The sequence below is a fragment of the Psychrobium sp. 1_MG-2023 genome (assembly GCF_030689115.1).
Lineage (GTDB): Bacteria > Pseudomonadota > Gammaproteobacteria > Enterobacterales > Psychrobiaceae > Psychrobium.
In genome coordinates, this window is the sequence record NZ_JAUYVJ010000001.1 from 191,026 (window position 1) to 203,608 (window position 12,583).

Consider the following 12,583-nt stretch of genomic DNA (forward strand, 5'->3'; position numbering starts at 1 on the left):
TACCCATTAGCTATCGATGAGTTTTGCTTTAAATTTGATAACAAACTGGGTGCCTCGCCCTAATTCGCTGATACATTCAATTGAACCGTCGAGTTGGTTGGTAATAATGTTATAGATAATATTTAAGCCTAAACCACTCCCTCCGTTCTCTCTATTAGTGGTAAAGAAAGGTTCGAAGATTTTAGATTGAAACTCTACGGGAATTCCTTTGCCATTATCTGCCACACTCAATGTTATTAACTCAGCCTGATGTGATACTGCAATGGTCATTTTTCCTTTTTCATTTGGCGAAAAGGCATGGATTGAAGCATTGAGCACTAGGTTAGAAATTATTTGTGATATAGCGCCGGGATGACTTTTGATAACGATGTTTGTGTCATAGTCTTTAACGATCTCAATTTCAGTGTGTTTTAAAACACTTGCAACACTGATCAGTGTATCGTCAATGTAGCTTGATAGGTTAAATGAGCGAACTTCATCGCTGCTTTGGTCCACTGAGATCTGTTTGAAACTACGAACCAATTCTGCGGTCTTTTCTAAGTTATTATGAATTAATGTGGCGGCTTGAGATGCATCACGTAAATAGCGTTCAAAATCATTTTTAGCCATCGTTTGTTGATTGTATTTTTCAGTGAGCTCATCAGTCATCATCTGGAAGTGTGAGATTCCTGTTAAGCCTATACCAACAGGTGTATTAATTTCATGCGCTACTCCTGCAACTAGGCTACCCAAACTTGCCATTTTTTCTGCTGCAATGAGTTGCTCTTGCGCCTCCTCTAAATGATTAATCGTTCCCTTTAGTTCAGATTGAGTTTCAACTAATTCGTCTACCGTGATGTTCAATCTGTCATTTGCTTGGGCCACTCGGCGATTAGCTTTTAATAATACTTGAACAAAGTAAAGCCCGATGAGAACAATGATGCTAAATATTGCGACTGCACGATACAATAGGGTGTAATCAACATTATCTTCCACATCTACAGAAATCCATCGGTCTCGTATCGCTTGGCGCTGCTCAAAAGTTACTGAAGCAATAGCTTTATTGAGAATAGAAAGCAACGTTGCTTTATGTTTGTTAATTAAAACAAAGTGCTCATACTTGTCATCCGTAACCCCAGCGATTTTCAGATCTGGAAAGTTATTCTTAACTTGGAAAACTGAAACCGCAAGGTGGCCAACAAAAGCATCAACTTTCCCTTCTCGCACTAGGGTTAACGCTTGTTCAATGGTGTCTGTAGTCGTTAGGTTGATTCTTGGGTGTTGTTCTTTGATTAGAGTGTGCGAAGAATAGGTTCTTGGCACCGCCACTTTTTTATCATGTAGATAGGTTAAGTCAGCCATGAAGTTACCATTTTGGTGCGTTACAATGGCGTAATTATAATCAGTGAACTTTTCACTGAGAAAGTGTGAACCATATTGTCTGTTCACAGAGGGAATGATATCGATATCACCATTATTTAAACGTTGATGAAGGGTATTCCAATCAGCGACAGGGGTAAAACGAAATTCTAACCCCGTTTTTTGGCTGAGTAGTTCCAAATAGTCAGCACTTAAACCACTTAACCCTTCTCTATTAGCGATGGTGATTGGTGCCCAAGTAATATCAGAGTATTTAACCACGGGATGATTAGCAATATAGTTTCGCTCTTCTTCGGTAAATAAAGCTTCAGAGCTAAGAAAATTAAATTTTTCATAAACTTGCTTAATATGATGGAAAGCCTCTAGCGACGAAAAATGATTGAGTGGTGGAATAAGTTCATTTTGATGTATCGCCTGATCAAGTAATGCGTTATCAAAGCTAATACTGATAGAACCCACCAAATTAGGACTATTATTTAACTGATAATAGCTCCGTTTATTAATGGGTAAATGTGGGCTATAAGGGTTGATGTCTACTAGTTCATTTTCAATTGTATTCTTAATTTTGATACTGTTAATAAAAGGTTGCTTAAGTAATTGAGCTAAAATATCTAACTGTGCGTGATCTTTTTCAAACAGCGCTTTGGCAATCAGTGAGGCAGTAAACGTGGTGTATTGATGCTTAGCGATGATCCGTCCAGATAAGTAATCGTTGATGACATATTGATAGTCACCATTTGCTTTTATTTTATTGAGGTTTGCGTCAAAAATGTCACGCAACCTGCTGTCTTTAAAAGCGACTCGAATGGGGGTGTGTTTTTTAAAGACATAATCGAACTTATATTGGCTGTCATCCTTAATGCCGGCTTGACGAATAAGCCAGTGGAAAATTCGTTTATCAATAATTAATACATCAACCTGATGAGCAATAAAGGCGTTAACTTGTTCTAAATTTGTCATTTCTTGGTATGATTCTGAACGGTTTTTTACTGAGAACAGCGCCTGATACTCAGGTGACAGTATGGTTGAGGCATTAGAAAAAGCTGCCACTCTTTTGTTAAGTAAATCTCTTAAATCATTAATAAATAGATTATCACTCTGGCGAGTAACGGCGACATTTTGGTAGTCGATTAATGGTTCAGACAAGACTTGTCCTTTATATTCTGTGGTCTCCCCATCAAATAACTCAAATTTATCTACGACCAAATCCAAATCGGGGTATTGAGTTAATCCACTTTTGAGTGAAGTTAGTGGAAGGTATCTTGAATTAACAATCTCAATATTATTAAAGCTGAAAACTAGTTTAATTAGGTCGGTATAAATACCTTGATAAGTGGCATTCTTGAATACGTATGGTGGCTGAGGCGGACGTAAACCAGCACTTAAGCGATTTTGCACAATGGGACTGCCAATCCACCTTTTTAGAATATCATTTTTAGTTTTTAGCGGAATCTCATATAGTGACTTACGGATAATCGAAGCCAGTAACTCGTTGCTTTTTTCTGTTAAAATACGTAATGACTGTCGGTTGATATGATATTGAGGAATTGCCCTTAAATTATCTTGAGGGCGATAACTTAACCGGTGTTTTATTGCTAAATCCATACCTAAAAGAGCATCGCTATCACCTGATTGCAGGCTATTAATTTGCTCATCAGTCGTCTCAAACTCTATCAAGGTAATCTTGGGAAATTTAGTACTTAAAAAACCTTTATTGAAGCTATCTTTCAAAATAGCGAGCCTTTTTCCTTCAAGGGACTGGAAACCTGTAATCGAAGATTCATTTTTATCAACATAAATCATCGGCTTCATCTGTAAATAGCCTTCGCTGAAGAAGCCCCAGTCCTGTCGCTCTTTCGTTTGTACTGTCGCAGGTAGTATATCAATTTTCTGTTTTTTAAAGTTCTCAACAAGTTGAGGCCAATTATCGAAGACTGGCTCAAAACTAATATTGGTGATTTTACTAATCTCGCTTAATAAGTCTGCGACGACTCCGCCGATCTCATCATTACTGTCTTGAAATACAACTGGCGACCAAGATTCAATACCAACAACCAGTTTAGGATTGTTTTTGATAAAATCTAACTCAGGCCCTGTAAAGAGTTTGTGACTGCGGTCGTTTTTTAACCATGTGTTTTGCAGTTCACTCATTTCATCGAGTGAGATACTATTCAGACCTTTGCGAATAATATTTGCCAAAACGGGCTTATTACGAATCGTGCCAATGGATAGCTCTCCAGAGTCTAAAAAAATGGAGTTAGCTATCTTTAAACTATTACGCTCCAATGGTCGCCAGCTGGCAAATGAGATAAGAACGGCATCCACTCGTTGTTCTTTCATTGCTTTAAAGCCTTGTTCTACTGTTGAGATATAGTAAAGTTCGGCTTCTGGAGCGACACGTCTAAGCTCGTCATTAATAGCTGTGTTTTTAAATGTGGCAACGGTTTTATAATTGAGATCGGTCAGGGTATTGATCGTATTTTCAAACATCGGAACAACGATGTCGACAGGGGCGTAGAGATAGACAGGAGAAAAATTAACATAGTTAGTTCGCTCTTCTGTCCAAGATAGGCCAAATACACCATCGATTGCTGCGGTTTTTATATCATTAAAGGCTCTGTTCCAAGATTGGTATACTCGCGGCTTAAAATTGGTACTTAATTTCTCATTAAGGCGTTTTAATAGCTGTGCATGAAACCCTTTTAATTCACCTTGTTCGAGGTAACTTACCGGCTTCCAGTTAGCATCAACCGCCAATTCGATTGTTGGGTTATCTGCAAGCCAGCGTCGTTCATAGCTGGATAAAATATCTTCTTTTTGGTTAGACAGTTGCTGTTGATTGATATTTAAGTTATGCATCCATTTGGTGCTAAGTTGGGCTAACTCACTATCGCTAATTTTCTTTTGGCCCGCCTCTATCAGTTGAATTAACTGGGGGTTACCATTAGGTATCGCGGCATAAAAAGTGTCGTTATAGCGTAATTGAGGTAATACGCTAAACAATTCTTGTCGCTGTAAGGTGTTTATACGTGTCCATACTGACTGCTCCTCACCAATGATTGCATCAACTTGTTCGGAGGTGAGTAACTCAATTAATTCATTGGTATTATTGGCTCGTTCAATAATAATTCCTGCTTGTTGTTGCAGTAAGAAGGAGTCATAAAAAGAGTCAGCAATGACTGCAATTCTCTTTCCTTGAAAGTCTTTTAAGGTGCTATACCTTTTCTGATGCCGGTTGTTAATAAAGACAGAGCTATTGGTTTGATAAATTGGAGCAACAAACTCCATGGCTGATAATCGCTCCTCATTTTTAAATAACCCAATATGAATATGCGCTTCATTTTTAGCGATTGCTGCCAATGTTTCAGACCATGGCATCACTGAGAATGAGACTTGTTGGCCGGTTTTTTCCGCCCATAATCGCCAGTAATCAACTAAGTAGCCAGCGGGTTGTTGATTTGAGTCTATAAATGAATAAGGCGGCAAGCCATCTGACATCACGACAGTCAAAGGCGGTTGTTGCTGAGGAAAGGCTAACAACTTAAATGAAAATATTATTAATAACAATAAGGTGCTAGCAAGTTTCATTGATTAACCTGAGAATCTTCACACTTTAATAATACTAGAGTGTATTAATCTATAAGTAAATCTTAAGCTAAAAAAACTAGGCTGATATATACCGAATACGACTAAGGCTTTTCCTCACATACGTCGCTAACATCACTAAACTTGAGTACAACTTGAGCGTATATTACCCAAGCTAAGAATGCTCTTAAGCGCTCGAAATAAGCGCCATCGAGTCGCTGTTGCCCCGCAACAGCTTGGTGCTTGCGTCGTTCTAAGTCAGTGCGAATGGCGATTAATTGCTTCTTAGCCTGTTCTTTTGTTAAGTGGCCTAAATTGAAGAGTGGTAACTCGCGATAATGGCCCTTTTCAGCCAGAGGGCTTTTATTCCAAGCAATAATTGCTTGCCATTCTTTTTTACAGGCAAGCCCTTTGGCGTGACAATTAGGGCAGTTAACGAAATAAGCTGGCTTTGTGGTGTACTTATTTCCTGTCTGTTGATTGCCCGGTTGCTGATTGGCATGGGGTGTATCAAAGACACAATCAAGCTGTGTTTCTTGGCAATTTGCACATGGTGCAATATGGTGGCGACTTTGTTCGATGGGGTCAAACTCCCCATAAAAGCGATTATTCATTGAAGGTACTCAAGTAAAACTAACTTTAACTTAAGTATCCTCCAATATAGTCAAAAAAAGTTGATGTAGATTAACTATCAGGACTATTTAGCGTGGTCGCCCTATCAACTAAATAGAGAATTGACTGGTAGTCAATTGCGCTATGGTGAGACAGCCCTATTTCACAAGTGCGACTGTTGCTATAACCATTAATACAGCCAGAAGGTACTTGTGACTTTAATGTGGCTAATGCATGTGCGTTTAGTTCTGGGGTATTAAAGCCTTTGTCTCCAGCAAAACCGCAACATTGAATATCTTTAGGAACAATAACGTCACTCGCGCAACGCTTTGCTAATGCTATCATGGCCGGGCCTAATCCCATTTTTTGACTAGAGCAGGTAACATGAATCATGACGCTTTCGTTGATAGGTTTGAAGGTTAGGTGAGGTGTGAGAATTTCACTAACAAATTGAACAGGCTCATATATATTAAGACCTAACTGTTCACTTTCACCTTCTAGCATCATCGATTTACATGGGCTAGTATCAAATAAAATTGGGTACTCGCCTTGATTACTCACATTAAGTAATTGATGGGCGAGCTGCGATCGTTTTTGAGAAGCTTGTTCGAAGAAACCTTTACTGTTAAACGGCATTCCACAACATTGGCCTGAAAAGTCTGGACGAATGATATCAAAACCTGCTTTTGTCAGTAACTGGTATGTAATTTCTGGCAGTGACCGCTGTTCAGTAGCGTTAATGCTCGGGCCCATTGTTCGGCTAGCACAGCTTGGCATATAAACAACTTTTGGACGATTATCACGCCCTTCAATTTGAACTGCTTTCGCATGATAAGCTGCTTTACTTGGCATTGCGCTAGTCCATAGCGGTACCTTGTTAGCGCTTACTTTACGAATACCATCAGTCATGCGTTGCATTAGACGATCACCCAGTAGTTTTTGACCATAACTAGCCAAAGTAAGACCGATACGAGTTGATTGCTCAATTCGTTTAAACTGCCGCCCGAACACATTTGCGACTTTGTGGTAGCTTTGATTGTTTTCATGACGAAGCTGACGAATAAGATCACCAGTGTTAATGCCAACAGGGCAACGATCAGCGCATAGACCTGTGGCTGCACAGGTATCGATACCTAAATAATTAAAGTCCTGTTCTAGTTCGGCTAACTGTTGTGGTTCATTACCGCTTGCCCTTAATCGTTGAATTTCCCGATAACTGGTAATGCGCTGTCTAGGTGTAAGGGTGAGCCCTTTCGATGGACAAACTGCTTCACAAAAGCCACACTCAATACATTTATCAACGATCTCATCGGCAGGTGGTAAGGCTTTTAAATCATTTATATGCGCTAGAGGGTCATCATTAATAATCACCCCTGGGTTTAATAGCTGCTGCGGATCAAACAATTTTTTTATTTGTACCATCATGTCATAACCGTTACCGCCCCATTCCATTTCAACAAAAGGAGCCATATTTCTCCCTGTTCCGTGTTCAGCTTTTAATGATCCTTGATAATCTACTGCAACAAGGTGACAGACGTCATCCATAAAAGCTTGATAGCGTTCTACTTCGGCTTGAGTAGAGAAGTCTTGGGTAAAGACAAAATGGAGATTACCCTCGAGGGCGTGCCCAAAAATAATGGCTTCTTCATAATGGTATTTATCAAAGAGTTGTTGCAATTGAGAAACGGCTTTGGCTAGGTGTTCAACAGGGAAAGCAACGTCTTCGATAATGACGGTAGTGCCGGTTTCACGCACTGCTCCAACTGCTGGAAATGTTGATTTTCTAATCCCCCAAAGTTTAGCGTATTGCTTAGGGTCTTTAGTGAAGTCGATTATCGCTTGCTGTTCAAATTGGCTGAGTAATTGATTTAATTCGTTGATCTGCTCATCCAATAATGTGTCGTTGGCAGCAGCTGTTTCAATAAGTAATGCAGACACATTAAGGTCAAATGCTTTAATAAACTCAGGGAGTCCTGGCATATCATTCACAGAGGCAAGAGACCGGCCATCGAGTAACTCTACAGCCGTGACGTTAGCACTTGCTAACGCAGATACTGCATGACAAGTGATGTCTATCGTAGGAAAGAAAACCATCGCCGATGCTTTATACTTATGTTCCACCACAGTGTTATAGGTAATATTAGAGATAAACCCTAAACTTCCTTCCGAGCCAATCATCAGGTGAGCAAGGATATCAATGGGATCTTCAAAATCGAGTAAAGAGTTAATGCCGTAGCCTGTTGTGTTTTTTAAGCGGTATTTATGGCGAATTAACTCAGAAAGCTGCTCATCGTCTTTGAGTTGCTGTTGTAATTCAGTTAGCCCGGCTAATAACTGCTGGTGACTATGTCTAAATTGAACAATGCTCTCGGGGTCGCTCGTATCTAATACACTGCCATCAAAGAGTACGATACGGATATTGGCGAGGGTGTTATAACTATTATGAGCAACACCACAACACATACCACTAGCGTTATTAGCGGCAATGCCGCCAATCTTACAACTGTTAATTGAGGCGGGATCTGGTCCAATTTTTCGGCCGTAGGGTGCGAGTATCTGATTTACATCATTACCAATGAGCCCCGGTTGCAGCTTGATTTGCTGACCTAAATCAAGCACCTCATAATCGCGCCAGCTATCTGTTAGCATAATTAAAATTGAGTCGGATTGCGCCTGTCCTGACAAGCTAGTGCCTGCGGCTCTAAACGTCACCGCAAGGCTTAATTGGACTGCTAACTGTAAAATAGCAATTAATTCGTTTTCATTATCGATTAACACTACAACTTCAGGAGTTAATCGATAAAAACTTGCGTCAGTCCCATAAGCAAATCGTTTGCTGTAGTCACTGATAATGCGCTGTTGTGGTAGTAAAGTTTCTGCTTGTTGAATAAATTGCTGATAGTTTTTTGATCTCATCCGTTAAATCTCGTCACTATTAATTAATAAGACAATGAGCTCTTTGGGGCCATGGGCGCCATAAGCTAATGTCTGTTGAATATCTGCTGTTTTAGAGGGGCCCGAAACTAAGACAATATTAGTGGGCAGTTTATTGTGCCATTGCTGAGTATTGATTAACTGCTCAAATCGAGCAAAAAGCTGCTTAGCATCGACAATAACAAAATGCACTGGAGGCACTAACGATAAGGTTCTTGGCTCTTGCGGTGTTGGCCATAATACAATGGTTCCCGTTGCTGCAATGGCACTATGGGATGTGGTCACACTCGCGGGCATTTCATTGAACAAACGCTCTTTATTGCCGTCAATAGTGAAGTCGTAGGCGACTAAATCAATGCTGGATTGGACGCTATTATTACCTTGCTGGTCATTGTCCTTAACTTGCTCTATAAGCGAGGAAAAGTGGGTTTCTTTTCCATACAAGAGTCTTGATATATCGCGTTGCTTTAGTTGTTGTGAAATATGTGTTGGTATGTCACTCGCAGCCGTTTTAATGACTTGAGTATGGTTAGACTCCAATTGACTAATGAAATGAGCGAGCTGTTGTTGTCTCGAACGACTGGCATAAGCATAGCTAGACTCTTGCGGCAGCTTTTCATAATCAACATCACCGATACTAGCATGCAGTTTTGATAAAATGTTCGCTCTGGCATTATTCATTGCCTGACTCCTGCTTCTGGCTGTTACGTAATTTAACCCGCTCGTGTAATGTCTGAGCTGCCACTTTGGGCGCTGTTCGTGCTTGCGTCCATGGTCCGAGTTTTTGCGGCAATATCGCTCGGGCACGAGTTACAGCCCACATGCTAAGTGCGTATAAAGTGGGTGACTGGTGTACCGCAGCCCACGCTTTCCATACACTGGCCTCAATGGGTTTTCGGCCACTGCCTTGTCCCTTCATGATAAGAGGGATATCACCGACAGGTTTGACACTTTCTTCACGTAAACGTAGCAGTATCTTTGGGATCGGAATTTTAACTGGGCATACCTCACCACATGCACCACACAACGAAGACGCTGTGGGTAAATTAGTCGTTGCTTCTAACCCAAGCATGTGCGGAGAAACCATTTTTCCTATAGGACCTGGGTATACCGTACCGTAGGCGTGGCCGCCAATACGGGTATATACTGGGCAGTGATTCATACAAGCGCCACAGCGAATACATTGCAAGGTTTGGCGTAACTCAGGGTCGCTATACATTTGACTGCGCCCGTTATCAAGTAAGACTAAATGAACTTCTTTAGGACCATCCTTTTCGCCGGTTTGACGTGGGTGACTAATCATATTGAAATAGGTTGAAATCGCTTGCCCAGTAGCACTACGAGTAAGGAGACTTAACAGCGGTGGTACATCGTTAAGTGACTCCACTACTTTTTCAATGCCAGTAATTGCAATATGCAAATCAGGCACCGTGGTACACATTCGGCCATTCCCTTCATTTTCAACTAAGCATAAGGTGCCTGTTTGAGCAACGGCGAAATTCACGCCAGAAACGCCCACATCGGCGTGACAGAATTTTTCACGTAATACTTTTCGCCCTTGCTGAATCAAAGCGTCGACATCGGTTGTGTGTTCGAAGCCTTCGATATTTTTTGCAAATAAATCGGCTACCTGACGCTTATTTTGATGAATCGCTGGCATAATAATGTGTGAAGGGTGCTCATGAGCCAATTGGACGATATATTCACCCATATCGGACTCTAAACATTCAATATCACGTTGCTCGAGATGATCGTTGAGTGCGGTTTCTTCAGATACCATCGATTTACCTTTCACCACCGTCTTACCTTGCTTACTTTCGATAATTGAGGCGATGATTTCGTTGGCTTGAGTGATGGTTTCAGCCCAATGAACCTTAATCCCATTACTGGTTAACTGCTGTTCTAGTTGCTCCAATAAAAGAGGTAGCTTGACTAAGCAGCGTTGTTTAATGAGCTGGCACTGGCGACGTAAAGTTTCTAGCTCATCTTGATCACTAAATGCACTCTGGCGTTTGTCGATTAAGTAATCCATTGCACCGCGAAAGTTACTTCTCAATTCATCATTAGCGAGGTCTCGTGCGACATTCTGTCGAAAGTTGCGTGCCGAAGCCGCATATTTACTTTCATCTTCAAGAGGCTGAGTTTGGGAGGCAGGCGTTGTGTTATTCATCGCTATTGCTCCTTAGTCTGAGTTCGGTTAAGCAGGTAGCTGGCAATGTGTTCACCTCGCAATGACTTGCCTTGATATTCTAATGCACCATTAATATTCATCATACAACCCCAGTCAGCACTGACATAGCGCACGACACCGGTCTCGGCTAGGTGTTGGCTTTTATCATTGACCATCGCAATAGAGATATCGCCATGTTTGACTGAGAAGGTGCCACCAAAGCCACAACACTCGCTTTCATAAGGGTGGGTGACAAGCTCTACATGTTCTAATTGACCTAAGAGTTCACGTCCTGTTAGGTGAACTCCCATTTCTCGCCTTGCGGCGCAAGAGGTATGCAGAGCAACACGTTCAGGCTCACCATTATCGTTAAGTTTGATCTTTAATACATTGACAAGAAACTCTGTAAACTCAAAAATTCGATCACAAAACTGGGAAATTTCAGGTTCTCCATCAAGTAGTTCTTGATAATGGTGACGCATCATACCGCCACAGGAACCTGAGATAACAACGATCGGTATATCCAGCGGGAATTGTTTAATTTGTTGCTTAGCTACGGTACGGGCTTGTTTGGTATAGCCTGAATTGTAAGCTGGTTGACCACAACAAGTTTGGCCTTGCGGGTAAATAACTTCAATACCTTGACGTTCTAAAAACTCAATGGCATCAATTCCTGAATCGGGGAATAAGGTGTCTGCCAAACAAGTACCGTACAGGTATATCTGATTTGGCGGGGCAGGGTAGTGACGTTGGTGTTGACTATTGGTTAGGGTCATTGCTAAGTCTCTATTGTTATTATGGAGCTATTTTTATGTTTGTTAAGCACTTAGGTAACAGCTAACCCTAACAAAGCGGTGACTAATTTAGCTATATCACATTGGTATAATAGCTTAGACAATTTATCTTGAACGAATATTGTACAATCACTTTGATTTACCTACTCTAGATTGAATTTGATTGTTAATATATAGCCTGTAAATTAATTTATTGTTTCCTAAATGGTGGTAATTAATGACGAATGCTCATGACCTATCGTTATTTGTGATGGTAGTTGAGGCAGAATCTTTCAACAAAGCGGCTCAATTGGCGCAAATATCGACCCCAGCATTAAGTAAAAAGATCACCAAGCTCGAAAAAGAATTGGGTGTGCAATTGCTTTATCGTACGACTAGACGCTTAAGTTTAACCGAAGCGGGTAAAGCGCTTTATCATCACGCTCGAGGAATTAATCAGCAAGTCAACCTAGCAATCAGCTCGGTAAGTAATTTCAGTGATGAGCTTAGTGGCGTCATTAAAATGACCGTACCGACTATCTCGGGTGAATTATTACTGGCTCAGGCTGTTGCTGAATTTTGTCAGTTACATCCGAAAGTGACTGTTGAAATGCGACTTGAGAATGAATTCGTTGATTTAGTGAAAGAAGGTATCGATTTAGCTATCCGAACAGGGGTGTTAGAAGACTCGAGTTTGATTGCCAAACCCTTATTACAATCAAATTGGGTCGTTTGTTGTGCCCCTGCTTATATTAAACGTTGCGGTGAGCCTCAAGGCATTGATGAACTGATAGCCCATAATTGTTTAGCCTATACCTATCAAACTAAAGGAGCTCATGATTGGCGCTTTTTGGTCAATGGTATTGAACAAACAGTTAAGATCAATGGTAATTTTTCGACAAATAATGCTCAAGCCTTACGTCAAGCGGCATTAGTGGGTAGTGGTATTGTTTATGTGCCCCGTTGCAGTGTTTATCAGGACTTATTAAAAGGCGATCTAGTCGAGCTATTAACAGATTTCAAACCGAGATCATTAGGGATTTATGCTGTTTATCCTTATACTCGCTACCAACCTGAAAAGATACGCTGTTTAATTGAACACATAGCGACAGCCTATCAAAACCATTATTACTATTTTTAACCAAATTGT

At 40.8% G+C, this 12,583-nt stretch carries 7 protein-coding genes; 1 reads left to right on the plus strand and 6 read right to left on the minus strand.

All coding sequences use genetic code 11. The features are described 5' to 3' along the window. Positions 1–6: 6 nt before the first annotated feature. From Q8W26_RS00755 to Q8W26_RS00780, 6 genes are all read right to left on the minus strand, one after another. Entirely contained in the window at positions 7–4,947 is a 4,941-nt protein-coding gene (locus Q8W26_RS00755) for a transporter substrate-binding domain-containing protein (protein WP_101212889.1), read from the minus strand. Between the two features lie 101 nt (positions 4,948–5,048). Further along, the gene (locus Q8W26_RS00760) at positions 5,049–5,558 is read right to left on the minus strand and encodes a hypothetical protein (protein WP_101212890.1); all 510 of its coding nucleotides are present in this window, start codon (positions 5,556–5,558) and stop codon (positions 5,049–5,051) included. A 70-nt stretch (positions 5,559–5,628) separates the two neighbouring features. Continuing rightward, a complete protein-coding gene (locus tag Q8W26_RS00765; RefSeq protein WP_101212891.1) occupies positions 5,629–8,472 on the minus strand; it encodes an FAD-binding and (Fe-S)-binding domain-containing protein in 2,844 nt (947 codons plus the stop codon). A 3-nt stretch (positions 8,473–8,475) separates the two neighbouring features. Next, positions 8,476–9,171: a lactate utilization protein gene (locus tag Q8W26_RS00770; protein ID WP_101212892.1), complete on the minus strand. Its 696-nt coding sequence runs from the start codon at positions 9,169–9,171 to the stop codon at positions 8,476–8,478. Then, positions 9,164–10,660, minus strand: coding sequence for a LutB/LldF family L-lactate oxidation iron-sulfur protein (locus tag Q8W26_RS00775; RefSeq protein ID WP_101212893.1), 1,497 nt, complete (start codon positions 10,658–10,660; stop codon positions 9,164–9,166). Before Q8W26_RS00775 ends, Q8W26_RS00770 begins: the two co-directional genes overlap by 8 nt. Positions 10,661–10,662: 2 nt before the next feature. Beyond that, complete coding sequence (locus Q8W26_RS00780) at positions 10,663–11,436, minus strand: (Fe-S)-binding protein (protein ID WP_101212894.1); 774 nt, start codon at positions 11,434–11,436, stop codon at positions 10,663–10,665. 235 nt (positions 11,437–11,671) lie between these two features. On the opposite strand from Q8W26_RS00780, the gene Q8W26_RS00785 reads away from it, so the two are divergent. Continuing rightward, positions 11,672–12,574, plus strand: a complete 903-nt coding sequence (locus tag Q8W26_RS00785; protein WP_101212895.1) for a LysR family transcriptional regulator — start codon at positions 11,672–11,674, stop codon at positions 12,572–12,574. Positions 12,575–12,583 lie beyond the last annotated feature (9 nt).

Excerpts from the sequence above, each read along its gene's own strand:
- Q8W26_RS00755 (WP_101212889.1), bottom strand. The coding sequence starts at position 4,947 with ATGAAACTTGCTAGCACCTTATTGTTATTAATAATATTTTCATTTAAG.
- Q8W26_RS00760 (WP_101212890.1), bottom strand. The coding sequence starts at position 5,558 with ATGAATAATCGCTTTTATGGGGAGTTTGACCCCATCGAACAAAGTCGC.
- Q8W26_RS00765 (WP_101212891.1), bottom strand. The coding sequence starts at position 8,472 with ATGAGATCAAAAAACTATCAGCAATTTATTCAACAAGCAGAAACTTTA.
- Q8W26_RS00770 (WP_101212892.1), bottom strand. The coding sequence starts at position 9,171 with ATGAATAATGCCAGAGCGAACATTTTATCAAAACTGCATGCTAGTATC.
- Q8W26_RS00775 (WP_101212893.1), bottom strand. The coding sequence starts at position 10,660 with ATGAATAACACAACGCCTGCCTCCCAAACTCAGCCTCTTGAAGATGAA.
- Q8W26_RS00780 (WP_101212894.1), bottom strand. The coding sequence starts at position 11,436 with ATGACCCTAACCAATAGTCAACACCAACGTCACTACCCTGCCCCGCCA.
- Q8W26_RS00785 (WP_101212895.1), top strand. The coding sequence starts at position 11,672 with ATGACGAATGCTCATGACCTATCGTTATTTGTGATGGTAGTTGAGGCA.